The sequence below is a fragment of the Klebsiella sp. DY2415 genome, assembly GCF_026314315.1.
Taxonomy (GTDB): domain Bacteria; phylum Pseudomonadota; class Gammaproteobacteria; order Enterobacterales; family Enterobacteriaceae; genus Klebsiella; species Klebsiella ornithinolytica.
Map to the genome: position 1 here is coordinate 2,078,138 of NZ_CP111115.1, position 23,025 is coordinate 2,101,162.

The 23,025-nt window shown below is 59.7% G+C and carries 22 protein-coding genes; 7 read left to right on the forward strand and 15 right to left on the reverse strand.

Going from position 1 to position 23,025, the window contains the following annotated elements:
• Window positions 1–15: 15 nt before the first annotated feature.
• The 7 genes from OQV00_RS09655 to OQV00_RS09685 all read right to left on the reverse strand — a co-directional run bounded on the left by OQV00_RS09655 (window position 16) and on the right by OQV00_RS09685 (window position 8,393).
• Window positions 16–1,986, reverse strand: coding sequence for a TonB-dependent receptor plug domain-containing protein (locus OQV00_RS09655; protein WP_163980295.1), 1,971 nt, complete (start codon window positions 1,984–1,986; stop codon window positions 16–18).
• A gap of 26 nt (window positions 1,987–2,012) precedes the next feature.
• Complete coding sequence (gene modD, locus OQV00_RS09660) at window positions 2,013–2,867, reverse strand: ModD protein (RefSeq protein WP_266280233.1); 855 nt, start codon at window positions 2,865–2,867, stop codon at window positions 2,013–2,015.
• Entirely contained in the window at window positions 2,864–3,667 is an 804-nt protein-coding gene (locus OQV00_RS09665) for a class I SAM-dependent methyltransferase (protein WP_015584041.1), read from the reverse strand. The genes modD and OQV00_RS09665 overlap by 4 nt, the downstream gene beginning before the upstream one ends.
• Window positions 3,668–3,669: 2 nt before the next feature.
• Window positions 3,670–4,434 carry an ABC transporter ATP-binding protein gene (locus tag OQV00_RS09670; RefSeq protein ID WP_004863782.1) on the reverse strand — a complete coding sequence of 255 codons (765 nt, stop codon included), beginning with the start codon at window positions 4,432–4,434 and terminating at the stop codon, window positions 3,670–3,672.
• Window positions 4,431–5,423 carry a FecCD family ABC transporter permease gene (locus OQV00_RS09675; protein WP_163980298.1) on the reverse strand — a complete coding sequence of 331 codons (993 nt, stop codon included), beginning with the start codon at window positions 5,421–5,423 and terminating at the stop codon, window positions 4,431–4,433. Before OQV00_RS09675 ends, OQV00_RS09670 begins: the two co-directional genes overlap by 4 nt.
• The gene (locus tag OQV00_RS09680; protein WP_015584043.1) at window positions 5,420–6,445 is read right to left on the reverse strand and encodes an ABC transporter substrate-binding protein; all 1,026 of its coding nucleotides are present in this window, start codon (window positions 6,443–6,445) and stop codon (window positions 5,420–5,422) included. Before OQV00_RS09680 ends, OQV00_RS09675 begins: the two co-directional genes overlap by 4 nt.
• A 202-nt stretch (window positions 6,446–6,647) precedes the next feature.
• Entirely contained in the window at window positions 6,648–8,393 is a 1,746-nt protein-coding gene (locus OQV00_RS09685) for an alpha,alpha-trehalase (protein WP_032717120.1), read from the reverse strand.
• A 215-nt stretch (window positions 8,394–8,608) separates the two neighbouring features.
• Here OQV00_RS09685 and OQV00_RS09690 point away from each other — a divergent pair, with 215 nt between their 5' ends.
• The gene (locus tag OQV00_RS09690) at window positions 8,609–9,502 is read left to right on the forward strand and encodes an alpha/beta hydrolase (protein WP_004863771.1); all 894 of its coding nucleotides are present in this window, start codon (window positions 8,609–8,611) and stop codon (window positions 9,500–9,502) included.
• On the opposite strand, the gene OQV00_RS09695 is transcribed toward OQV00_RS09690, so the two are convergent.
• Window positions 9,499–9,627, reverse strand: a complete 129-nt coding sequence (locus tag OQV00_RS09695) for a hypothetical protein (protein WP_255265535.1) — start codon at window positions 9,625–9,627, stop codon at window positions 9,499–9,501. The genes OQV00_RS09690 and OQV00_RS09695 overlap by 4 nt on opposite strands.
• 79 nt (window positions 9,628–9,706) lie before the next feature.
• Here OQV00_RS09695 and OQV00_RS09700 point away from each other — a divergent pair, with 79 nt between their 5' ends.
• From OQV00_RS09700 to OQV00_RS09715, 4 genes are read left to right on the forward strand one after another with little or no spacing between them, the layout of a single operon-like run.
• A complete protein-coding gene (locus OQV00_RS09700) occupies window positions 9,707–11,146 on the forward strand; it encodes a circularly permuted type 2 ATP-grasp protein (protein ID WP_004863765.1) in 1,440 nt (479 codons plus the stop codon).
• Window positions 11,140–12,069: an alpha-E domain-containing protein gene (locus OQV00_RS09705; RefSeq protein ID WP_004863763.1), complete on the forward strand. Its 930-nt coding sequence runs from the start codon at window positions 11,140–11,142 to the stop codon at window positions 12,067–12,069. The genes OQV00_RS09700 and OQV00_RS09705 overlap by 7 nt, the downstream gene beginning before the upstream one ends.
• Window positions 12,066–12,881, forward strand: coding sequence for a transglutaminase family protein (locus OQV00_RS09710; RefSeq protein WP_004863760.1), 816 nt, complete (start codon window positions 12,066–12,068; stop codon window positions 12,879–12,881). The genes OQV00_RS09705 and OQV00_RS09710 overlap by 4 nt, the downstream gene beginning before the upstream one ends.
• Before the next feature lie 18 nt (window positions 12,882–12,899).
• Window positions 12,900–13,640: a proteasome-type protease gene (locus OQV00_RS09715; RefSeq protein ID WP_004863757.1), complete on the forward strand. Its 741-nt coding sequence runs from the start codon at window positions 12,900–12,902 to the stop codon at window positions 13,638–13,640.
• On the opposite strand, the gene OQV00_RS09720 is transcribed toward OQV00_RS09715, so the two are convergent.
• Window positions 13,637–14,416 carry an AraC family transcriptional regulator gene (locus tag OQV00_RS09720; protein WP_015584045.1) on the reverse strand — a complete coding sequence of 260 codons (780 nt, stop codon included), beginning with the start codon at window positions 14,414–14,416 and terminating at the stop codon, window positions 13,637–13,639. The genes OQV00_RS09715 and OQV00_RS09720 overlap by 4 nt on opposite strands.
• Before the next feature lie 95 nt (window positions 14,417–14,511).
• Between OQV00_RS09720 and OQV00_RS09725 the strand changes: the two genes are divergently transcribed.
• The gene (locus OQV00_RS09725; protein ID WP_097357734.1) at window positions 14,512–15,666 is read left to right on the forward strand and encodes a Bcr/CflA family efflux MFS transporter; all 1,155 of its coding nucleotides are present in this window, start codon (window positions 14,512–14,514) and stop codon (window positions 15,664–15,666) included.
• Window positions 15,667–15,680: 14 nt separating this feature from the next.
• On the opposite strand, the gene OQV00_RS09730 is transcribed toward OQV00_RS09725, so the two are convergent.
• From OQV00_RS09730 to OQV00_RS09750, 5 genes are read right to left on the reverse strand one after another with little or no spacing between them, the layout of a single operon-like run.
• Window positions 15,681–16,766 carry an ABC transporter ATP-binding protein gene (locus OQV00_RS09730; RefSeq protein ID WP_097357735.1) on the reverse strand — a complete coding sequence of 362 codons (1,086 nt, stop codon included), beginning with the start codon at window positions 16,764–16,766 and terminating at the stop codon, window positions 15,681–15,683.
• Window positions 16,753–17,715 (reverse strand): carbohydrate kinase family protein, encoded by a 963-nt coding sequence (locus OQV00_RS09735; RefSeq protein ID WP_065906698.1) that lies wholly within the window; start codon window positions 17,713–17,715, stop codon window positions 16,753–16,755. Before OQV00_RS09735 ends, OQV00_RS09730 begins: the two co-directional genes overlap by 14 nt.
• Before the next feature lie 2 nt (window positions 17,716–17,717).
• Window positions 17,718–18,557, reverse strand: a complete 840-nt coding sequence (locus OQV00_RS09740; protein ID WP_004863742.1) for a carbohydrate ABC transporter permease — start codon at window positions 18,555–18,557, stop codon at window positions 17,718–17,720.
• Window positions 18,547–19,455, reverse strand: a complete 909-nt coding sequence (locus tag OQV00_RS09745; RefSeq protein ID WP_004863739.1) for a carbohydrate ABC transporter permease — start codon at window positions 19,453–19,455, stop codon at window positions 18,547–18,549. The genes OQV00_RS09740 and OQV00_RS09745 overlap by 11 nt, the downstream gene beginning before the upstream one ends.
• Before the next feature lie 9 nt (window positions 19,456–19,464).
• Complete coding sequence (locus OQV00_RS09750; RefSeq protein ID WP_163980300.1) at window positions 19,465–20,712, reverse strand: extracellular solute-binding protein; 1,248 nt, start codon at window positions 20,710–20,712, stop codon at window positions 19,465–19,467.
• Window positions 20,713–20,923: 211 nt separating this feature from the next.
• Between OQV00_RS09750 and OQV00_RS09755 the strand changes: the two genes are divergently transcribed.
• Window positions 20,924–22,096: an ROK family transcriptional regulator gene (locus tag OQV00_RS09755; RefSeq protein ID WP_004863733.1), complete on the forward strand. Its 1,173-nt coding sequence runs from the start codon at window positions 20,924–20,926 to the stop codon at window positions 22,094–22,096.
• Between the two features lie 112 nt (window positions 22,097–22,208).
• Here OQV00_RS09755 and OQV00_RS09760 read toward each other — a convergent pair whose 3' ends face one another.
• Window positions 22,209–22,652, reverse strand: a complete 444-nt coding sequence (locus OQV00_RS09760) for a 6,7-dimethyl-8-ribityllumazine synthase (protein ID WP_015584050.1) — start codon at window positions 22,650–22,652, stop codon at window positions 22,209–22,211.
• Window positions 22,653–23,025 lie beyond the last annotated feature (373 nt).

The following is a 23,025-nucleotide window of genomic DNA, read 5'->3' on the forward strand; positions in this document are numbered from 1 at the left end:
GAGTGGAGAAATGAATCAGAATTTGTATTCCACGCCGGCCCAGAAATTACGACCTTCTTCGATAAAACCTTCGCTGTAGTAATAGCGCGTATCGAAGAGGTTATTGACCGATGCATTGACGCTAAAGCCGTGGCCTATTGCGTAATCGGCGCGCAGGTGGGTGATGGCAAACCCTGGCGCTTTTTGCGAACCATTGCTGTTGCTGTAGCTAGAGGAGCGCGCTTCTTCAGAGAGGGTGAGCTGCAGCGGCGCAATCGGTTTTAGTGTCAACCAGGCGCTGAGCGTCTGGTTTGGCAGGTCGGTGACTTTGCCCGCCTCTTGCCTTTTGCTATCGGCATGAATCAGGCCATAGCTCAGACCGACATCGAGCATTTCAAACGGCGACCCTTTGATCCCAAGATCCAGACCGGTATAGTCGACCCGGTCGCTGTTCTGGTTCTGGACCGTATCAGCATCGATATTAATCGACAAAATGGCGTCACTGACGCGGTTATAGTACGTGCTTATCTCATAGGCCCAACCGTCGGTGATATGGCCATTCCAGGTCAGGTCGATGCTGCGGGCCCGCTCTGGTTTCAGGTAAGGATTCACAAGGGCAATCTGGTCTTTCGCGGGTTTTGAGGTCGTGTAGCGCTCTTTGAGCGTCGGGAAACGGGTACGGTCGGACCAGGACAGGGCCAGCGTATCTTCGTTGGCGAAATGATAGCGGGCCATCGTTTCCCAGTTGAATGCGTTCTGCCTGTTTTCGTCGTAGCGGGTCACGCTGCCGTTCTTCTCGTGTTTCATTCCTTCGAGACTGTTGCGCCAGTCATAACTCATACCGGCGACGATATCGAGATTATCTGCGGCTTCCCATTGATATTCACTGGCGAGAGACCAGGTCCGATCTTGATAGCGATCGTAAGGGCCGTCGGTGCTGCTTTTTTCTCTGTGGACATCATCTTTCCAGTTCACGCCGAAAGAGAGCTGGTCGCGATGACGTACGTCTGCTGAAAGCTGTAAACCTGCGCCAGTGCTGTAATCGCTATAGTGGCTATAGTTGCCGTTTTTGCTGTGCAGATCGGCCAGCGAGTTATACATCATCAGGGTGTTTTTGAAGGTATCGCGATACAGGCGACTTTTCAGCGTGAAGCGGTCGCCGAGGTGAGTTGTCCCTTGATAGTAATAGCTTTCTTTATCGTACTCTGGCCACTGCCAGTAGCGTGATTTTTGCGAGCTGTTCCCGGCATAAGGTGGATTCTGCTTTTCGCCATCCTGCTTGATCCAGGTAAAAGCATATTCATCGTTTCCCCGAGGGGTAAAACCGAGTTTGAAGATCCCGCGCTTATCATTGCTCGCCGAGTTGGTCATCTTGCCATCTTCACCCGCGAGAGGATTCGTTGTCCCGTGGGGCAGAGCAAGGAAATCCCGTTTCAGGCGGCTACCGCTGAGCTGGATATAGCCCAGTTCGTTGCTTGCCCCGAGAGAAGCATGCGTATCATAGGCGCTATCCTCGCTACGGCTCCAGCCCTGGCGATAACCGATACTGGCCTCCAGCGGTTTGCTCGGGCGCGGCGTGGTAATATTGATGGCGCCGCCCATCTGGTTTGGCCCCTGCAGCAGCGAGGAGTAACCCTTCGACACTTCCACTGACCCGATGTCCGATGTGAGAAAACGCCCGAGGTCGAGATTACCGTCGTAGGGGACATAGATTGGCACGCCGTCGAAAAATACCGGGACCTGGCGACCGTCAAACCCGCGAACTTTGACCTGGAGTTCATTCCGCCCACCTGATTTTTGTAAAACAACACCGGGCATGACGGACAACGCGTGCGCCACATCCTGCTTATCCAGACTCTGGATGGTGTCTGTCCCGAGGATATTCGTTGTCGCAGCGGATACGGAACTGGACCATACGGTCATCGATTCTTCCGGCCGATCCCCCCACGCGACCTGACTTAAGCTCAAACTTATCAATGTGCAAAGATAACGTTTCCTGACTCTCATTTTTATTATTCCTGTTTTGGTTATTTTTATTTTGAATTGTCTGGCCTCAGTCGAACCTGAATATCAGCCGGTGGCGCATACCACGGCGCCGAAGTAATAAACAATTCAATTCCACAATCGAGGTACTGACAAAGGCTGGCGAGGGTCATTCCGCCGGTCAGTGCCAGCGTGCAAAGCGGGGCGATATGGCGGGCTTGATCTGAGACCTCGCGGGCCTGCTGAGGCGTAAATTTATCAAGTTGCAAAATGTCGGGTTGTACTCGCAGCGCAGCCAGCGCTTCTTCCGGCGTATCGGCTTCCACGGCCACTTTTTTTTCGGGTGAGTGTCGACGCAGCAGATCTATGGCGTGGGCCCAGTCGCCGTCGTCGGTAAGGAAGCGACGATGGTTCGCGAACAGCAGCAGCGTTTCGGCGCTGCCAGCTCGATGGATTAAGCCGCCTGCGGCGACGATCGCCTGGGTGCCTAGCAGCCGCGTGCCGGGGATGGCCTTGCGGGTACAGGCAATATGCGCGTTGGGAAGTCGGGTATGCAGCAGGGCCAGCATCTGCGTAACGTAGGCCGATACGCCGCAGCTCCACTCCAGCACATTTTGCACGGCTTTCCAGCCCTGTTGCAGCGCACATGCGCGACCGGTCGCGCGCAGCAGCACCTCGCCTGGCCTTGCCTGGGCGCCATCTTCCAACCGTGCGGTGACCGTTAACCCGAGGCTTCGCAGCATCTGCTCCGCCGGCGCAATGCCGCTCACGCAGCCGCCCTGACGATGGCGAAACTCCATTATTCCCGCCTGGTTTCCCGTTCCCAGCGCGCGGGTCGTCAGGTCTCCGCCTTGAATATCTTCCATCAACCATGCATCGGTTAGCGCCTGAGGTATGTAGATCATGCTCTTTCTCCGCAATCCCAGGAGATCAGCGCCCAGTCACGGGTAGCGGGCGCGATGGCCTGCGGGGCCTGCTGTTGGTACCAATGGTGAAGCCGTGCTCGCTCTTCATCACTGAGTACGCCGAGCGTCCACTTAACATTTTCTTCGAAGCGTTCGTAGGTGCTGTTATCGCGCTGACAGTTGCGGCCACGGATAAAATCGACCCGCGCCTGAATCCCCATCTGATAGAGGATGTTCAGCGCGTAAATGTAATTTGGCAGTTCGATAACCGCGCGACCCAGCGCGCGTTGGATGGCCGGCGACATAAATGTCGGGCTGACGAGATGTGTGGTATAGACGCGTAGTCGAGCCTGTTGGTGGAGTTTAGTCATCGCTTCCTGCATATCGCCAACTAGCGTTGAGCGGGAGGCGACGGCAATGTCGCAGCGGGGAATATCGTGCCACGATGATTCCCACGCGCGGCAGTGCCAGTGAGCATGGGTGATGCCCATTTGCGAGGCACGCCTTGCGGCAACGTCGAGCATCTTCGGGCTGTAATCGACGCCGTGCACGGCGTGAAGTTTATCAGCCAGCGCCAGCGACACGGTTCCCGGCCCGCAGCCCATATCGAATAAGGTCTCTGCGCCGGTGAGATCGATTTTTGCCAGCAGCTGTACAAGGTAGCTGTCCGCTGGATCGCTGCAACTGATGGACATTTTCTCCGCCCGGGCGTCCCAGTGGGCAGGGGATTTTTCCGTGCGACCGGCAAATCTGAGCTGTTGTCGGTATAGTTCTGCAAAATCAATATCATCAATAAGCATAATCATTCCTGAAAGTGAGGGTTGCCAAGGTGGTGACGAATCTGGGCGGGGGTAACGCCATAGAGCCCGGCGAGGTTATCTGGCTGAAGCTGGGTTGACGGTGGTCCGTGGCTGACAAGCCCATCCGCTTCAACCCGGATAACCGTGTCGGCAACGGCGAGAGCGTGCAGCGGATGATGGGTTGCCATCAGCAGGGTCATGCCGTTTTGGCGAAGTTCACGTAGCGTGTCGAGCAGGCGAATCTGATGGCCAAAGTCGAGGCTTGAGGCGGGTTCATCCAACAGCAACAGCCGCGGCCGCTGCGCCAGTGCGCGGGCGATAAGCGCCAACTGGCGTTCGCCACCGCTCAGCGTGGCCCAGTTCCTGGTTGCGAGATGGGCAATGCCGAGCGTCTCCAGCTGGGCTAAGGCGATATGGTGTTCGCTCTTGATTGGTTGGGAAAAGGTGCCGATGTAGGGGCTTCGTCCCATCAGGACCATCTCCAGCACGCTAAAAGCGAAGGCTCCGTCGTGGGCCTGTGGCACCCAGGCGACGGCGCGCGCACGGTCACGAGGGGTCATTTGTGCGATGGCGATGCTGTCTATCAGAATCTGACCAGAGAGCAGGGGAAGGAGCCCGAGAATACTGCGCATCAGCGTGGTTTTGCCGCTGCCATTGGCGCCCAGCAGACAGCATACCGAGCCAGACGTCAGAGAAAATGACACTTCGCGAAGAACCGGGCGTCCCGGGTAACCCACGCTGGCATGCTGAATCGTAAGCCGTGTCATGGGCGGTTTCCTCGCAGCAGCAGCGCCAGAAAGAACGGCGCGCCGACAAATGAGGTCAGAATTCCCAGCGGGATCTCGGTTGCACTCAGCCCGCGAGCCAGGGTATCGGTGAAGAGCAGCAAGATTGCGCCGATCCCCATTGCCACCGGCAGCAAACGCTGGTGATTACTGCCGGTCAGCAGGCGTCCGGTATGCGGAACAATCAGTCCAATCCAGCCAATAATACCGGCAATGGCTACCGCGCTGGCGGTGGCCAGAGTCGCGCAGACCACCACAATCAACCGTAAGCGTGCGACATCAATGCCCAGAGAACGAGCTTCATCATCGGACAGCGTCAGCAGGTTAAGGCGCCAGCGTAGCAGCCATAGAGGCAGGCAGCCGATAATCATCAGCGGAGCGGCAAAGGCCAGATCGCGCAGGGTAATATCCGCTAAGCCGCCCAACAGCCAGAACGTAATAGAGGGAAGCTGAGTATAAGGATCGGCCAGGGTTTTAATCAGTGAAATGCCCGCCCCGCATAGCGTGCCGAGCGCAATGCCTACCAATACCAACGTCAGCGCCGGATCGTGGCGCGTGATGGCGCGGGCCAGTATGCCGGTACTCAGAACGACCAGCAGACCACCGCAAAAGGCCAACAGCTGGATATAGAATATCGACAAGCCCAGCCAGATGGCGAGACAGGCGCCCAGACCGGCTCCGGCGGCCACGCCCAGAATATCCGGCGAGACCAGGGGGTTACGAAACATGCCCTGATAGGCCGCTCCCGCAGCGGAGAGCGACGCGCCGATGGCAAGGGCGGCGATAATTCGCGGCAGGCGGATTTGCCAGAAGACGATAGTTGCCTGGGGAGGAAGCGACGCGCTATGGGGAGTGAATAAGAGCTCGAACAAACGCCCGACGGTGAGATTCCACGGGCCAGTCAACAAGGCGCCGGAGATAGTCAGTAGCGCAGCCAGCAGCAGTATGAGACTTAGCGTAGATAGTTTCATGCTGAATGCATCAATGTAGCATAGCGGGCAGGCGTTAACGCTGCATGCCAGAAGAGCGAGCTATAGCGAGTTAAATCATCCTGCAGCGAAGTCTGGATCCGTGGGTCGAGCCAGGCATGAAGCCGGCGCATCCCGGCAAGACGGTTAATGCCCGGTGGCGCATCCAGCCAGCCAAACGGCAAACCATCAAGCAGTAGCACCTGCCGTTTCGCAACGGCGCTGACTCCCTTCCATGCAGGATCCTGCAGAATGTAGTTTCGCGTCGTCACATTTTGGGTCAGGATGATATCCGGTTGCCAGGCCAGCAGATTTTCCAGAGAGACCTGGGTGAGCCCGCTGCGTCCGGCGACGCGGGCAACGTTTTCCAGCCCCAGCAGCTCTGCCGCCTCGGTATGCAGCGATCCCGCTAACCCTGTCTCCAGTCCCTTCGCCCCGCGGGCGGCATAAAAGCGCGTCCGTGCTCTGGAACCGCTTGAAAAGGCCTGAGCGTCGGCGATGAATCTCTGCGCCAGCGCCGCCTGCCGCCGCGTACGGGCTTCGGTCCCAACGATATCGCCAATCGTAAGCAGCTGCTGGGCTGATGAGGCCAGGTTTCCGCCGATCAGTACCCACGGAATCTTGCTACGTTCGCTGACCCGTTGTGCCTGAGAGACCCAGCTGTCGTCTACATTGCCGCAGTCCACCACCAGATCGGGTTCAAGCGCGAGCAGCGTCTCCAGCGATAGCGTGCTGGCGTGTCCGGCAAGTCTCCCCAGTCTGGGAAGTCGGGCGATGTCCGCCGGGACGGGGGCATCCGGGAACTGAGAAAAATCAAAAGAGGAAAATCCCAGCAGCTTTTCCGGCGCTGCCGCAAGCAGCAACATGTCGGCAGGTGCCCCGGCGCTGATAATCCGACGAATATGAGCGGGAGCGGGGCGTTCACCTACGTGCAAAGCCAGCGGCGTAGCCGCCGTCCCCTCCAGGGTGGGGAGACACAGGAGCAGGCTTAGCGCCTGGATAAAGGTGCGGCGGGATAGAGGCATAAGTTTCTTTCCTGAAACAATAAGATGAAAAAATCGCTATATATTTACATATATAACGATGCTGGAATTGCTTGAGATCAAGGAGAGCTGGATTTGTGTACGAACTACCCCGTAAGGGTAGGAATGAGAACAAGGGCCGGAGTGGAGGAACGCAGGAGAGTCTGGATAAAAAACGCGGCGGTGAGCCCGCCGCGTACGAAGTTTACGGCGCCGATTTTTTAGCGGGTTCGGCGACAGCATCGTTGGCGGCCGGCTGGGTGCTGACGGCGGCAACGGGTTTTTCCACATTCTCGACCGGGCGCGAGGCCGGCAGTGAATCGCACGGTTTCTCTTGCGGACAGATCAGATCCAGCATTTTCAGCGTGACGCCGTTGGTCCAGCCGAAACCGTCCTGCAGCGGATATTCACCGCCGCCACCGCCGGTGCCCGTCGAGCTGACATCATACTTTTCGACCAGCTTTTGTTGACTGTCGTAGGTATGCTGGACATTGCTGAGGAAACGCCAGCTCACCTCCATCGCTATTTTCTGCTGACCGTAGTTTTGTAGCCCCTGGGCGGCAACCCACTGCAGCGGCGCCCAGCCGTTCGGTGCATCCCACTGCTGACCGCTGTTCACGTTAGTCGTGGTTAAGCCACCGGGTTTCAGTAGCTGCGATTCTGCCGCCGCAGCAACCTTCGCCGCGCGCTCGCGGGAAGCGGCGTTGACGTACAGTGGGAACAGGGCCGCGGCGGTGAGCTGATTACGTACTTTATGAGTCTTGAGGTCATAATCGGCGTACCAGCCCGCTTTATCATTCCACAGATATTTCTCCAGCGCCTTCTGGCGGTCGTTGGCCAGGGCATCGTACTGCGCCGCTTTGGCGCTGTCGCCCGCGGCCTTGCTGGCGCGCGCGAGGGTTTTCTCCATGTGGAACATCAGCGCGTTGAGATCGACCGGCACGATGCTGGTGGTGCGGATGGTGCCCAGTTTTTTCGGGTCATCCATCCAGCGTGAGCTGAAATCCCAGCCCGAGGCGGCGGCAGAACGCAGGTCGCGATAGATCTCGGTCGCCGGACGATTCGGGTTGTTCTTCGCGGTGGTGACATCATCGAGCCACGATTCCGGACGCGGCGTATCGTTATCATCCCAGTAGCGGTTCAGCAGCGCGCCATCCTCCATACGCACCACCCGCTGGTTGGCTTTTCCCGGCTCCAGCGCATCGGCGCCTTGCATCCAGTACTGGTACTCTTTTTCCATCTGCGGCAGCCAGGTTTTCAGCACCCGATCGCCATCATGGGTCGCGAGGAGCTCCACCATAAATGAGAAAAACGGCGGCTGTGAGCGGCTTAAATAGTAGCTACGATTACCGTTGGGGATGTGGCCCCAGGCATCGATCTCCGCCGCGAAGTTGGTCACCATATCCTCAACGTTATCCCAGTGTCCGCTCTCGGCCAGGCCCAGCATGGTGAAGTAGCTATCCCAGTAATACACTTCCCGGAAGCGGCCGCCGGGCACCACGTAGGGTTTAGGCAGCGGCAGCAAAGAGTCCCACTTTTCGACTTCAACGGTGCTGCGGGTGAGCACTGGCCACAGGCCGTCGATATGCTGACGCAGCGTCTGACCCTTCGGCGGAACGTAGCGGTCATTGTCTTTCGGCAGGGTGAAGTTCAGCTCGACGAAATGGCGCAGGTCGAAGCTGGTCTGGTTTTTTTGCATGCGATAGTCGGCCAGGATCATCAGCGGATCGCTATTGGGGATGGCATCGGCAAAGGTTTTCTGGTCGGGGAAGAGTCTGGCATTTTGTACATCATTAAACAGCGGGCCGAGCATCACATCCGGGGATGGCGGCACGGGTTTGGTTTCCACGGCCTGGGCGGCCAGCGTCGATAAAGCGAAAATCGCGCCTCCGAGCGCCAGAGATAAAGCGTAAGGCAACGTTGCGGGACGACGTGAAACCGATCTCGTCATGGGGAATTCTCCTTATCATTTCAGACGGTCTTGCCACTGCATTTGACCATCAGAAAACCTTAGACGAATATCCGCCATCCGGGGTGTTGCAGGTAACATTTTGCGTGAAAACAGACAATTTACCTGCCCGTCCGGGCAGAGAAACGAGAATAAAAGACCGGGGGAGAGCGGCGGTGTGCTGTTATCGGTCGATTAAAGTCTGAGGAGAACTGCGGGTGAATCGACGTCATTTTCTACTGTTAAGCGCCGTGTCGCTGTGGGCTGCGACACGCGCCGGGGCCAGCGATCGCCGGGATGAGGCGCTCTGCTTATGGCCTGGCGAACCGCCGGGCGGCGGCGGGCCATCCGGGGCGCCGCGGCTCTCTGCGCGCGGCGCGCTCACTCATATTGCCCGGCCGCAGCTGACGGTGTGGCGACCGGCGCTATCCCGCGGTCATGGTGTACTGATTGCCGCCGGAGGCGGCTACCGGCGCATCGAAATGGCGAAAGAAGCCTGGCCTGCCGCGCGCTGGCTGACCGCACGCGGTTATACCGCCTATATCCTGAGCTACCGCTTGCCCGGCGAAGGGTGGGGCGCCGGCGCGCTGGCGCCGTTGCAGGACGCCCAGCGGGCGCTGCGGCTGATTCGCGCGCGGGAAGAACAGGTCAGCCTGCTGGGGTTTTCCGCCGGCGGGCATTTGCTGGGTATGGCGGCCTGCCGGGCCGATTTTGCCGCTTATTCGCCGCAGGATGCCCTCGATGATCGCCCGGCTCGTGCCGATAAAGCCGCGCTGATTTATCCGATTATTTCGCTGATGCCGCCCTATAGCCATACCGCGACGCACCGGATGCTGGCAGGAGCCCATGCCTCAGAGGCGGTTGACCGCGCCTGGTCGGTCCAGACCTACGTCAATGCACAGACGCCGCCCTGCTTTCTGGCCCAGGCGGAGGACGATTCGGTGTCCGATCCGCATAACACCCTGATCATGGCCGCCGCCTGTCGGCAGCATCAGATACCGGTCAGCCTCTATCGCTATGCCCGCGGCGGACATGGTTTTGCCATGGGCCGTCCCGGTACGCCGACCGTCGAATGGCCGGAGCATTACGCGCGCTGGCTGAACGGGGGCTAACCCTGATGGCGCAGGCGCACGATATTTGCCTCATGGTGGTGCACAACCGGCGTGGCATCGGCTATCGGGGTGATGGTTTTTTGCACAATAAAGCGGCGCGCTGCGGGGAATTGCACTCGTCTCATGCCGTCTGCTACCTGGCATAATAAATGCTTATCTCTTTGCGGGGTTACCCCAACGTGAGTATAACCGGAGGAGACGGCCATGATAAAAATAACGCTTCCTGACGGGCATTATTATGATGAGATGCTTACCGCGCAGGGACAGCAGCGTCACCACTATAACGCCTGGTGGCAATGGTTTCACAACACCGATCAATTCTCTATCCGGCAAAAGAAAGAGCAGGCGGAGCTGCTTTTTCACCGCATCGGCATCACTTTTAATGTGTATGGGGAAGATGAAGGTACCGAGCGTTTGATTCCGTTTGATAGCGTCCCGCGCATCATTCCCGGCGGAGAGTGGAAAAAGATCGATCGCGGTATTCGTCAGCGGGTCAAAGCGCTGAACGCCTTTTTGTACGATATCTACCACGAGCAAAATATCCTGCGCGCGGGCCTTATTCCGGCGGAGCAGGTACTGGCCAATGAGCAATATCAGCCCTGCATGCAGGGGATAAATCTGCCCAATAATACCTATGCCCACATTACCGGCGTCGATATGGTGCGCAACAGCGACGGCCAGTATTACGTGCTGGAGGATAACCTGCGGACCCCTTCTGGGGTCTCGTATATGCTGGAAAACCGCAAAATGATGATGCGTCTCTACCCGGAGATGTTTGAAAATCACCATATTGCGCCGGTCGAGCGCTATCCGGGCTACCTGCTGCAAACCCTGCGTGAAAGCTCCCCGGTGGACGATCCCTGTGTGGTCGTGATGACGCCCGGGCGTTTTAACAGCGCCTATTTCGAACACAGTTTCCTCGCCCAGCAGATGGGGGTTGAGCTGGTAGAAAGCGCCGATCTGTTTATTAAATCGGGCGCGGTCTATATGCGCACCACCGAAGGGCCGCGGCGGGTGGACGTGATTTACCGGCGTGTTGATGATGCCTATCTCGACCCGCTGGCGTTTCGCGCCGACTCAATGCTCGGCGTGCCCGGCCTGCTGTCGGTATATCGCGCGGGCGGCGTGGTGCTGGCTAATGCGATTGGCACCGGTGTGGCGGACGATAAGTCGATCTACCCCTTTGTGCCGGAGATGATCCGGTTCTATCTTGGCGAGCAGCCGATTCTGAACAACATTCCCACCTGGCAGTGTCGTAAGCCGGAGGATCTGCAGTACGTGCTGGGCAATCTCGAGAGGATGGTGGTCAAGGAAGTTCATGGCGCCGGGGGATACGGCATGCTGGTGGGGCCGCGTTCAACCAAAGAAGAGCGGGAGATGTTTCGCCAGCGTCTGTTGGCCAATCCGGCTAACTATATCGGACAGGAGACCCTGGCGCTGTCAACCTGTCCGACCTTCGTGGAAGGGGGGCTGTCGCCGAGGCATATCGATTTGCGTCCTTTTGTCCTCTCCGGCCAGGAGATTCGTCTGGTGCCAGGCGGTCTGACGCGGGTGGCGCTTACCGAAGGCTCGCTGGTGGTGAACTCATCGCAGGGCGGGGGCACCAAAGATACCTGGGTGATGGAGGATGGTGAATCATGCTGAGTCGGACTGCGAGTGAACTATTCTGGATGGCGCGCTACCTGGAGCGCGCGGAAAGCTATGCCCGGGTGCTCGATGTGACGTGGAAGCTGTCGATGATCCCGCGTCACAGCCAGCAGTCGCGGGACCTGGCCCTGCCGCTGAATTTGTCCTTAACCCATGAACTGTTTCAGGCGCGACATGCGCGCTTCACCATGAGCAATTTGCTCAACTTCTTCGCCCTCGACGGCAACAACCCCTGCAGCATTTACAGCTGCGTGGAGATGGCCTGGAACAACGCGCACGCGGTTCGCGGCAGCCTGTCCGCCGAGGTGTGGGAGTGCATCAACGCGACGCGCATTGAACTGCGCCAGCTCCGCCAGCGAGGGATTAGCGAACTGGGCACCGATGGTTTTTTCGAGTGGGTAAAGGAGCGGGTGCACCTGTTTCGCGGCGCGGTGCTGGGTACGCTGCTGCGCAATGACGCGCTGAGTTTTATCGGTATCGGCACCTTGATTGAACGGGCCTACGCCACCACGCAACTGCTGCTGATCAAGGATCAGCAGCTGAGCAGCGATCCGGATCCGGTGCGTGAATACTACCGGCTGGATACTCTGCTTAACGCGGTCAGCGCCCGGGAAGCCTACAACAGTATCTTTCGCCAGCCGGTCACCCGGGAGACGGTGATGGAGCTACTGATTTTGCGCAACGACGTGCCGCGATCCCTGCGGGCCTGTATCTCCGATCTGATTGGTCAGCTGGAACATATCGCCAACGACCGCTCGCACCTGCCGCTGCGCCTGGCGCATCAGCTGAATGTCGATCTGCGCTTCAGCACCCGCGACGATCTGGCGGGCGCCGATTTACAAAGTTACCTCAACGGACTGCTGGCGCGTATTAATGCTCTGTCCGACAGCATCAGACAAACTTATCTGGAGGCGCTATGAAACTGGTCATCGATCACCTGACCCGCTACGGCTACGATGAAGAAGTGAAGTTTTCGACCCAGTATCTGCGCCTGACGCCGCGCAGCACCGGGCGGCAAACCATTACCGCCTGGACGCTGACCTTGCCGGAAGGCGCGGCGGTGACGACCACCGACGCGTGGGGAAATGTCCTGCATGTGTTAACGCTCGACAATCCTCACAAAGAGATTGCCATCCGCGCCAGCGGGATCGTGGATATTGCCGAGGACAGCGAACAGAGCGATGTGGCGGAAGAGGAGCTGCTCTCTCCGCTGGTCTATTTACGCTGTACGCCGTTGACCCGTGCCGACGATCGGATCCGCGAGTTTGCCCGGCGCCTGTATCGCCACGACGAGCCGGAGGAGAGCCTGAATCAACTGATGGCGGACCTGCTGCTGAGAATGCCATACTCACCGGGAGCCACGCAGGTACAGGACTCTGCCGCGGATGCCTTTGCCAGGGCAAAAGGCGTCTGCCAGGATCACACGCACGTCTTCCTCGCCTGTTGTCGCGCGCTGGAGATTCCGGCGCGCTACGTCAGCGGCTACGTTTACAGCGATAATGCCCAGCATGTCGCGATGCACGCATGGGCAGAGGTGTGGCTCAACGGACGCTGGCAATCTTTTGATATCACCAATAATACCCGTCACCTCAACCAGCATCTGCGGCTGGCGACCGGGCTGGACTATCTTGACGCCTGCCCGGTGCGCGGTACCCGGCTGGGCGGCGGCGGGGAAATAATGCTAACCAACGCTGAAGTGCGCGAGCATTCGCAACAGGCACAGCAGCAATAAAAGCAGGAACAATTAACGATGACCTACTGTGTGGCCATGTGTTTAGCGGATGGACTGGTTTTCGCCTCAGATTCCCGTACCAACGCGGGAGTGGATCATATTGCGACCTTTAAAAAGCTCCATGTCTTCGCCGAGGACGGTGAACGCGTCATGGTGCTACAGTCCGCCGGCAATCTGGCCACCACCCAGAGCGTCATAAGCCTGCTGAGTACGCGGATTGCGACTCAGCAGGAGCCTAATTTGATGCAGGTGAGTTCGCTGTATGATGCGGCGATGCTGATCGGCAAAACGCTGCAGGAGGTGATTCAGCGCGACAGCAGCAATCAGCAGCACTGTGGCAACACCAATTTCAACTGTAATCTGCTGCTGGGCGGGCAGATTGCCGGGGAAACGCATCGCCTTTTCCATATCTACCCGGAAGGCAATTTTATTGAAGCCTCGTACGACACCCCTTATTTCCAGATTGGCGAGAGCAAATACGGCAAGCCGATTATCGACCGGGTGCTCAGCCGGGAGACACCGCTGGAGCAGGCGATGTGCTGTGCGCTGATCTCGATTGACTCCACCTTGCGCAGTAATCTCTCCGTGGGCCTGCCGCTGGACACGCTGCTGTACCGCAGCGGCAGTTTGAGCAGCGCCGGCCAGCATCGCATCACCGAAAGCGACCCGTACTTCAACACCATTCGCAAGGCGTGGTCGGAAGGACTGCAAAACACGTTCCTGACCTTGCCGCCCTATGCGCCGGGCGGCGATCGTTAACGCGTGGTCTGCGGTAAGAAATAGCGTCCCGGCGTCATGCCGGTCATGGTGCGGAAAAAGTAGATAAAGGCGCTGTCGCTGGCGAAATCCAGCGCCTGCGCGGTATCGGTAATACGCGCCCCGGTGGCCAGCAGCTCCACCGCTTTCATCAGGCGCCACTGCTGGCGCCACTGCTGATAAGTCATCCCGGTATCGCGACGGAAAATCCGGCTGATGGTCTTTTCGCTGGCTCCGCAGCGGACCGCCAGCTGCTGCAGCGGCGGCGGCAGGGCGTCGCCGGCGAGCAGCGCCAGACGCTTATCCTGAGGCAGGGCGAGCATCATCGGCTCCTGCGCCGCGCTGCACATTTCCGCCTCGCAAAGCGCGGCGAGGTGCCAGCCGATGCCGTTCTGCCAGTCACTATCCCACGGGCTGGCGGCGATTCGCTCCAGCAGTTCGCGCAGCAGCGGGCCGACGTTAAGGATCGCCGGATGACGTGGGAGAGCAGGATAGTGGGTCGGATGAAACCAGATCGAGCGATAGTCGACAATGCTTTTCATCTCCGCACGATGGTCTATACCGGCCGGTATCCAGGCCGCCCGGGTGGGCGGCAGCAGGCACAGCAGCGCGCCGTTGTTGAGGGTCAGGCGTACGCAGCCCTGACGGGTAAACAGCAGCTGTCCCATCCGGTGCAGGTGGCTGCCGGAATCATGCTGGCCCAGCGCCGAGCAGACGCCAATCACCCTGTTATGCAGATCGTCCGGATTAAATAGCGCATTCGCCTCGAGCCACGCCATGATGTCTGATTTCCGATATAAAAAGTCATTATGTTTATAATGTGCGATTTATGGTCCGCCTACAATAGCGCCTCTTAATGGTTCAGGAGGTGATGATGTTCGGGCGTTCGGCCATGGTGCTGGTCACCGCATTATTGATGTTCCCGCAGATCGTGGAGACGATTTACAGTCCGGCGCTGACCGATATCAGCCGCTATTTTTCCATCAGCGCGGCAGAGGCGGCGCAGACTCTGTCGGTTTACTTTATCGGCTTCGCCGTCGGCGTTCTGTACTGGGGCCGATTCAGCGACCGCTATGGCCGGCGTCCGGCGCTACTGGCGGGTCTCGCGACCTATGCCCTGGGCTGCGTGCTGGCGCTGGCGGCGCGTGATTTCACTTTACTGCTGGTCGCCCGGATACTGTCGGCGTTCGGTGCGGCAACGGGGTCTGTGGTGAGCCAGACTATCCTTCGCGACCGCTTTAACGGCCGCCAGCTTGCCGCTCTCTTCTCGATGATGGGCCTCGTGCTGGCGGTCAGCCCGGCGGCAGGCGTCTACCTCGGCGGCGCCATCGTTGCCGGCTGGGGAATGCACGGTGTGTTGACGGCCCTCGCGCTGCTGGCCGCGGTTTTGCTGCTGCTGTGCTGCTGGCTGCTGCCGGAAACTCGTCCGCCGCAGCATGTTAACACCGCGTTTTTACCGCTGTTACGCCGGATGGCGACGGATAAGTCGCTGGCGCTGGCGGTCCTGCTGGTGGCGGCCTTCAACGTCAGTCTGTTCAGCTATTACAGCCTGGCGCCGTTTATTTTCGCGCAGCTGCGTCAGGGGAGCGTGTCTTTTGGCTACAGCGGCATCGCCTTGGCCGTCGGGTCGTTGGCCGGGGCGCTGTTCAATCGTTGGCTGCTCCGCAAAGCCGTTGCGGAAGCGGGAATATTGCTGCTCGCCTGTCTGATACAGCTGATCAGCAGCGTAGCGGTGTTCTGCCTGGCGGATACGCTGCTGTTCCTGCTGCCGATGATGGGGATCACCTGCGCCTACGCCATGGCGATCCCGCTACTACTCGGCACGGCGCTGGGCGCTTATGGCCACTGTCGGGGAACCGCCGGGGCTATCTTCGGCCTGGCCTATTATGTGCTGATTGGCCTCGGGCTGGCGGCGGTGGGATGGGGGCAATCGCTGGGTGGAACGCTGATCGTGAGCGCCAGCGTAAGCTGCATCGCCGGGCTACGCTATGGCTGCTGTTTGCGCGACATGCGGGCGGGGGCGACCTGACCCGCCCGCGAGGTTCAGCGTGCGGATACCAGCCGTTCGCCGCAGGCGGCGTCGAAAAGATGGATTTTCTCGCGCCGTACCGCCAGCGATAAGGGCTGACGGATAGTCGCTTCGAGACGCCCGGCGACCTGGACATGGATTGGGAAGCCCTGCCAGTCGAGATGCAGCAGCGTGGACTCGCCGGTGATCTCGACAATATTGACGACCCCCGGCAGCCCTTCGTCAGCCGGCTGAATATCCTGCGGACGCAGACCGACAATCACCGGCGCCTGACCCTGCCGTGCCGCCGCCGGATACCAGCGTTCAGGTAGAGCCAGCCACAGTTCGCCGCACTGCACGCCGGGCTGGCCATCGCGCTGCTGAATCTGCCCCTCCAGCAGATTCATCGGCGGGGAGCCGATAAAGCGCGCCACGAAGGTGTTGCAGGGGCGATCGTAAATCTCCAGCGGCGCTCCCTGCTGCACGATCACGCCATCGCGCATCACCACGATCTGGTCGGCAAGCGTCATGGCTTCAACCTGATCGTGGGTGACGTAAATCATGGTGGTGTTGAAGCGCTGGTGCAGGGATTTGATCTCGGCCCGCAGCTCCATGCGCAGCTGGGCATCGAGGTTGGAGAGCGGCTCATCGAACAGAAAAACCTGCGGGTTGCGTACCATCGCCCGGCCCATGGCCACGCGCTGACGCTGGCCGCCGGAGAGCGCTCGCGGATAGCGGCCGAGCAGCTTATCGATACCCAGCATGCTGGCGATGTGCTGAACCTTGTTTTTCTGTGTCGTCTTGTCGACTTTTTTGACCTGCATATGAAAGGCGAGGTTTTCCGCCACCGTCAGATGGGGGTAGAGCGCGTAGCTCTGAAAAACCATGGCGACATCGCGGTCCGCGGGATCGAGATCGTTGATTGGGCGGCTGTTCATCAATATCGTTCCCGCCGACAGGCTTTCCAGCCCGGCCAGCAGGCGCAGCAGCGTTGACTTTCCGCAGCCGGATGGCCCGACCAGCACCGTAAAGCTGCCGTCCGGAATGGTCAGATCCAGCGGATGCAGCACCGTCTGTTTACCGTACTGCTTGGCGACGTTTACCAGTTCAACGCTGGCCATAGTCGACCTCCTCGATATGGTGTTGCAAGGTTCGCCAGTCGGGATAGCGACGCGGGGATGAACCGATCGCGTATGCGGCCACGGCGTTGCCCCAACGTAACGCCTGTGAGGCCGACTGGCCGTTTAACAAACCGGCAAGAAACCCGGCATTAAAACTGTCTCCGGCGCCGATAGTGTCGATGACCTCGACCGGTTTCGCCGGCGCGTGATGCCCCTGGTCTGCCGTCCACCACCAGGCGCCATCGGCGCCGCATTTGACAATGCAGCCGCCCCGGCCGCTGAGACGCGCCGCCAGCGTGCGGGCCGCCGCCGGGAGTACGTCCATATCTGCAAGGCCGAGCGTTTCAACCTCATTGAGCAGCAGCCAGTCGCAATCGCCCAGCCAGCGGTGGGTCGCCTCACGCAGCGCGCTGTCCCAGCTGTGCGGCGGCCAGCCGGTATCGACCGCCACCTGAAAACCGCGGTCGCGCAGGGTCGTCAGCAGACGCGGATAGTCCGGCAACAGCGCGGTGCATAAGAAGGTGCCGCAGAGCAGCACAATATCGCCGGGCGTCGCCCGGGTCGGGAGCTGGGTCAGAATGTCGTCGGCGGACAGGCGGGTGATATGTCCATAGTTGCTGAGAAACGAGCGTTCTTTGTCGGGATGCGTCACCGCCACCGTCAGCGAGGTCTCGCAGGGATACTGCGGCCAGCGTTCGGCGCTGCCGGGGAACTGCGCCGCCAGCCAGGCGGTAAAGGCGTCGTCTCCCTGGCAGCCGACGGTGCAGTGGGGGATCTGCATGGCCGCCGCCGCCAGTGCGCAGTTGCCCGCGGAGCCGCCGGGGCGCAGCGCGCTGTGTTCCAGCATCACCTCGGTGCCGGGGAGCGGCCAGTGCGCGAGGGTCCCCATAATTAAGTCAATATTGTAATTACCTGCGATATAGAGCACAGGCGCGGTGAGCGTTTGCATAGTTATCCTTTACTTCCACCGTGAGTGAGACCGCTGACCAACGTTTTTTGTAACCAGATGGCGATAAACAGCGGCGGGACCGAGGCGAGGATACCGACCGCCGCCACCAGTCCATCGTCGGTGGCGCGCCCGGCGGTGAATCCGGCAATGGTGACCGGCAGCGTCTGGGCGGTAATGTTGCTGGTAAACAGCAGCGCATAGAAAAACTCGTCCCAGGCCAGCAGCCAGCCGAACAGCGCCGACGCCCCCAGCATCGGTTTTGCCAGGGGAAGGGTGATGCGCAGCAGTACCTGCCAGACCCGCAGACCGTCGAGTCGGGCGGCCTGCTCAATATCCTGCGGCAGCGCGTCGAACTGATTTTTCACCATCCAGGTGAGAAACGGCATAATCAGCGAACAGTAGACCAGCACTAGCCCGCTGCGGGTATTCAGCAGCCCGAAATGTTCGAGAATAAAATAGAGCGGCAGCACGAAGGCCACCGGCGGCACCATATAGATGCCGAGTCCGGCGTACAGCCAGCCGTCGCGTCCGGGGTAGCGCGAGAAGCTGAAGGCAGCGGGCACCGCCAGCAGCAGCGACACCAGCGTCGCCCCCGCGGCAACCAGCAGGCTGTTGCGCAGAGCGGGGAGAAACAGCGCGCCGGGCTCGCCGGGCTGCAGTGACAGCAGACGGGCGTAGCGGCTGAAGTCCCACTGGCGCGGCAGCCACTCCAGCGGTACCCGGGTCAGATCGGCCGTGGCGCTGACGCTCATCAAAAAGAGCCACGTCATCGGGGCAAGTATCGACAGCGCGACCAGCAGGGCCGCCAGGTAGCGCAGCAGAATACGCAGTTTACGCTTCATAATCAGTGCTCCGGCGACGCTGACGAAGCAGCATAAACAGATACAGGACGATCAGCAGGGCGCACATCAGGGTCATCAGGATGGCGTACGCCGCGCCGCTGCCCGCCCGCAGATAGCTAAAGGACTCCTGGTAGACGAAGAAACTCAGCGTGCGGGTACTGTCCAGCGGCCCGCCGCGGGTCATCACGTAGATGATATCGAAGACTTTAAACGCGTCGATGGTGCGCAGGACCAGGGCCACGCCGAGCGGGGCGACGATCGCCGGGAAAGTAATGGCGCGAAAACGCCGCCATGACGAGGCGCCGTCAAGGCGGGCTGCTTCGTATAAATCCTCCGGAATGGATTGCAGCGCGGCCAGCACCAGCAGGGTGACCAGCGGATAGTTTTTCCAGATATCCGCCAGCATCACCGCGTTGAGCGCCGAGTCCGGCGACCCCAGCCAGCTGCGGTAACCGTCGATAATGCCCCATTGACTGAGCAAGGCGTTAATACTGCCGTAGTCCGGGTTGAAGTTGAGCCGCCACATCATCGCGTTAACGATAGTCGGCAGCGCCCAGGGCAAAATGACCAACACCCGCAGGATATTGCGTCCGACAAATTTCTGATTGAGCAACAGCGCCACCAGCACGCCGATAACCCCTTCAATAGCGACGGAGACCACGGTGAAATAGAGCGTGCGGGCGAAGGCGGCGCGAAAATCCGGATCGGTTAACGCATACAGATAGTTATCCAGCCAGAGGTAATTGGTCGCATCGCCATTGCCCACCAGCGCGGTATCGGTAAAGCTCAGCCATAGCGTGCGCGCCAGCGGCCAGGCCGTCAGCAGAAACATCACGATGAGCATGGGTGCCAGAAGCACCCATGCCTGACGCCGCTCGCGTTGTTGCAAACTCAGCATCAAATGTCCTTAACGCAGGCGCGCCGCGCTTTTGTCGACGGCTTGCATCGCGGCATCCGGGGCGGCCTTGTCCTGCAGGACGGCCTGAAGCTGCTGCTGTAACGCGTTGGAGAGGCGCGAGTAGTCCGCGGTTTCCGGACGCGACAGCATCACGTTCAGCGATTTATCCGCTGCGGCGATCAGGCTCTCCTGACCTTTCGCCACGGCCGGGTCCTGGTAGGAGGATTTCCATACCGGCAGGCTCAGCTTCGCATACTTATCCTGCACCGGTTGGGAGGTCAGATAATGGATATACTGCCACGCCTGTTCCGGATACTGGCTGGCTTTGGCAATGCCCAGCCCCATTGACCCGTTCACCGCGCCGGGTTTGTCCGGCGTATCACCGGGCGCCGGCATAATGCCGACATCGCCCGCGACCTTACTTTGTTTCGGGTCGTTGGCCATGTTGTACATATAGGTCCAGTTCAGGGCGAATGCCGCGTCGCCGTTGGAGAAGGCCTTGCGCACATCCTCTTCGAGATATTCGCGGGAGGCCGGATTGCTCAACCCGTCATCCAGCGATTTCTTCATCAGCGTGACCGCTTTCAACGACGCCGGAGTGGAGAAATCCAGTTTACCGTTCTGATAAAACTGCCCGCCAAACCCGGAGACGAGGGTGGTGTAGTCGCACACCAGCGCTTCTGCCTGCGACCAGCTCCACACCAGCGGGTATTTAACGATACCTTTATCCTTGATGATTTTGGCGTCATCCATTACCTGTTGCCAGGTGGTCGGCAGCTGCTTGATCCCGGCTTTGTCCAGCATCGCTTTGTTGTAGTAAAGATACTTGGTGTCGAGGATCCACGGCATGCCCAGCGTTTTGCCTTTGTAAACCACGGTATTCATGGCGCCGGGGAAGACCTTCTCCCGTTCGGCGGCGGGAATACGTGCCGAGATATCCTGCAGGAGATCGAAGTGGCTAAATTCGGCAGGCCAGATGGCATCGAAGAGCACCACGTCGTAGCCGTTGCCGCCGGCCCCGCGTGCGGCCACGATTTTGTCATGCAACGCTTCGTAGGGGACGAACTCAAGGTTGATTTTGATATCCGGGTTTTGTTTTTCGAAGTCGGCGGTCATGGCACGAATGTCATTTTCGCTGTACGCCGCCTGGGTCATAAACAGGGCGTTAACCTGGGTGGCTGCCGCCGCCGCACTCCCGCTGATGACCAGCATAGCCAGCAGACCGGCTTTAACCCGAAATGCACTGTAGTCGTTCATGTTGCTCTCCGCGGTACTGAAAAGAGGGATATGATTTATTAAATCAATTTGATTGATTTAATCGGGGCGACAATACGGCCCAAACGTCATTCGTGGCCCTTAGCATAAGCGTAGCAAAGCTTATGCCACCCGAAAGGCGGGCGGAGAATGTCGTTGCGCGAATTGTGACGCTGGCTAAAATTGCAGCATGATGCGACCAGGAAGGGACGGAATGAAAACTTCGGGAACGAACCTTGAACATGCGCGAGTACACAACCGGCGGGTGGTGATTGAGGCCGTGCGTCTGCACGGTACCCTGACCCGGGCGGAGCTGGCGCGAATGACCGCGCTGACGCCGCAAACGGTCTCCAATATTGTCGCCGAGCTACAGCAGATGGCGCTGCTCACCAGCCATGAACCGCGCCGCGCCGCAGGGCGTGGCCAGCCGGCGGTGCCGGTGAGTCTCAACCCCGCCAGCGCGTGGTCCATCGGGATCCATCTCGACCATCAAACCTTGATCATCGTGCTGGTGGATCTCACCGGCGAGATCCATTTCCGCCGGCTCATTCTGGTGCAAAAGCCCCAACCTGGTGCCACCTTTGCCCGCATTGCCGAGGTGGTGCAGGAGATCAAAGCGCTACCCGGGCTCGACTGGAGCCGGGTGCTGGGCATTGGCGTGGTGATGCCGGGGCCGTTTGGCGTGGAGGGCATTTCATCGACCGGGCCGACCACCCTCAACGGCTGGGAAGGGGTGGATGTGGCGTCGGAGCTGGGGCGGATAAGCGGTCTGCCGGTCACCCTCGAAAATGACGCGACGGTGGCGGCTATCGGCGAGCGCTTCCACGGGGTGGCGCGCCAGCTGAATTCGTTTGTTTATCTGTATATCGGCACCGGGCTTGGCGCCGGGATCTTCACCGACGGTCATATTTATACCGGCCACGCCCATAACGCCGGAGAGGTCGGGCATATCGTGGTGCAACCGGGAGGACGCGCCTGCTACTGCGGCAACCAGGGTTGCCTTGAGCGCTACGTTTCCCTGCAGGCGGCCTATGAGTTTTGCGGCCTCGACCCCTACCGGGCGCTGCCCGAGGATCTGCTGGCGGTGGAGGCGTCGCTGTTCGATCGGTGGGTGGAGACGGCGTTACCCTCGCTGCGCCAGGCCATTAATTTGCTGGAGTGCGTTTTCGATGCGGAAACGGTGGTGGTCGGCGGCATGATGCCCGCGCCGCTACTGGAGAAAGTGCTGGCCCGTCTGCCGCCGCTGTATCAGTCGGTGCGCGGGCGCTATCTCCCGGCCATGCGGGTGAAAATGGGGATGACGGGCACCGACACCGCCGCCCTCGGCGCTGCCGCACTGCCGATCTTCGATGAGTTTAATCCGCAGTTTCAGGCCTTGATGAAGTAGGCCCGCCGCGGGTCAGTACAGCAACGGTCGGGCCGCGCGTCGCGGATGAGCCCGCGAAAGGACCGCCGGCGGGGACTCATCGCGAGCGGACCACGCGGTTAAAGGCGTTGATTCACGCTTTCGCCAGCGGCAAGTTGTGGATCTGCAGTACCGCTCTGGCGGCTTCCTGACCTTTTTTGATGAAATGCTGACTGTAAAAATCGATGAACTCGTCGGCAGGCTGGAAGTTGTGCGGCGTCAGAGATACCGAGAACATCGGGACTTCGGTAGCCAGCTGGGCCTGCATCAGACCGCTGACCACGGCCTGGGCGACAAAGTCATGGCGATAGATACCGCCATCGACCACCAGCGCGGCGCACACGATGGCATCATAGCGTCCGCTTTTTGCCAGCTTCTGGGCCAGAAGCGGCATTTCAAATGCGCCAGGGACATCCCAGCTGTCGAGCGAATAATCAACCTGCTGACGTTCCAGCTCCTGCTGAAAACCGGTCTGCGCCTGGCTGACGATGTCACTGTGCCAGTTGGCTTTGATAAAGGCGACGTTTAACGATGGCATGGCATACTCCTGTAAAATGACCGCATCAGGCGAGTCAAAGAATGTTGATCTTCAGGTCTTATACTCCGCGAGCCGTTTCAGGCGACCACCGGGCGATGCTGTCAATTGCTCGGTTCACGCGCGTTCACACGGAGCTCAGGTCCGATCTCATTATCCCAACGCGCTAGCGCATTCAGCCGCGGTTCGGACGTGATCCGGGCGTTAACATTATACTGTTATGTCAAGAGACGATAGCCGTTTTTATCCGCCGCGCGCCGCGCAATACCGGGTTCCGGATCGGCGGGCGGCGCGGCCGTCGCCTGGGGGCAGGGCGCGCTGTCCCGCCGGACAGAAAAGTGCGCGCATCACCATTTTCTGGCAAAGCTAAGTGATT

Bases quoted from the DNA above. Each gene is read 5' to 3' on its own strand.
- OQV00_RS09725 (WP_097357734.1), top strand. From the start codon at position 14,512: ATGTTCGGGCGTTCGGCCATGGTGCTGGTCACCGCATTATTGATGTTC.
- OQV00_RS09720 (WP_015584045.1), bottom strand. From the start codon at position 14,416: ATGGCGTGGCTCGAGGCGAATGCGCTATTTAATCCGGACGATCTGCAT.
- OQV00_RS09685 (WP_032717120.1), bottom strand. From the start codon at position 8,393: ATGACGAGATCGGTTTCACGTCGTCCCGCAACGTTGCCTTACGCTTTA.
- OQV00_RS09710 (WP_004863760.1), top strand. From the start codon at position 12,066: ATGAAACTGGTCATCGATCACCTGACCCGCTACGGCTACGATGAAGAA.
- OQV00_RS09715 (WP_004863757.1), top strand. From the start codon at position 12,900: ATGACCTACTGTGTGGCCATGTGTTTAGCGGATGGACTGGTTTTCGCC.
- modD (WP_266280233.1), bottom strand. From the start codon at position 2,867: ATGATCTACATACCTCAGGCGCTAACCGATGCATGGTTGATGGAAGAT.
- OQV00_RS09680 (WP_015584043.1), bottom strand. From the start codon at position 6,445: ATGCCTCTATCCCGCCGCACCTTTATCCAGGCGCTAAGCCTGCTCCTG.
- OQV00_RS09675 (WP_163980298.1), bottom strand. From the start codon at position 5,423: ATGAAACTATCTACGCTAAGTCTCATACTGCTGCTGGCTGCGCTACTG.
- OQV00_RS09670 (WP_004863782.1), bottom strand. From the start codon at position 4,434: ATGACACGGCTTACGATTCAGCATGCCAGCGTGGGTTACCCGGGACGC.
- OQV00_RS09740 (WP_004863742.1), bottom strand. From the start codon at position 18,557: ATGAAGCGTAAACTGCGTATTCTGCTGCGCTACCTGGCGGCCCTGCTG.
- OQV00_RS09695 (WP_255265535.1), bottom strand. From the start codon at position 9,627: ATGAGACGAGTGCAATTCCCCGCAGCGCGCCGCTTTATTGTGCAAAAA.
- OQV00_RS09755 (WP_004863733.1), top strand. From the start codon at position 20,924: ATGAAAACTTCGGGAACGAACCTTGAACATGCGCGAGTACACAACCGG.
- OQV00_RS09735 (WP_065906698.1), bottom strand. From the start codon at position 17,715: ATGCAAACGCTCACCGCGCCTGTGCTCTATATCGCAGGTAATTACAAT.
- OQV00_RS09665 (WP_015584041.1), bottom strand. From the start codon at position 3,667: ATGCTTATTGATGATATTGATTTTGCAGAACTATACCGACAACAGCTC.
- OQV00_RS09745 (WP_004863739.1), bottom strand. From the start codon at position 19,455: ATGCTGAGTTTGCAACAACGCGAGCGGCGTCAGGCATGGGTGCTTCTG.
- OQV00_RS09760 (WP_015584050.1), bottom strand. From the start codon at position 22,652: ATGCCATCGTTAAACGTCGCCTTTATCAAAGCCAACTGGCACAGTGAC.
- OQV00_RS09705 (WP_004863763.1), top strand. From the start codon at position 11,140: ATGCTGAGTCGGACTGCGAGTGAACTATTCTGGATGGCGCGCTACCTG.
- OQV00_RS09750 (WP_163980300.1), bottom strand. From the start codon at position 20,712: ATGAACGACTACAGTGCATTTCGGGTTAAAGCCGGTCTGCTGGCTATG.
- OQV00_RS09700 (WP_004863765.1), top strand. From the start codon at position 9,707: ATGATAAAAATAACGCTTCCTGACGGGCATTATTATGATGAGATGCTT.
- OQV00_RS09655 (WP_163980295.1), bottom strand. From the start codon at position 1,986: ATGAGAGTCAGGAAACGTTATCTTTGCACATTGATAAGTTTGAGCTTA.
- OQV00_RS09730 (WP_097357735.1), bottom strand. From the start codon at position 16,766: ATGGCCAGCGTTGAACTGGTAAACGTCGCCAAGCAGTACGGTAAACAG.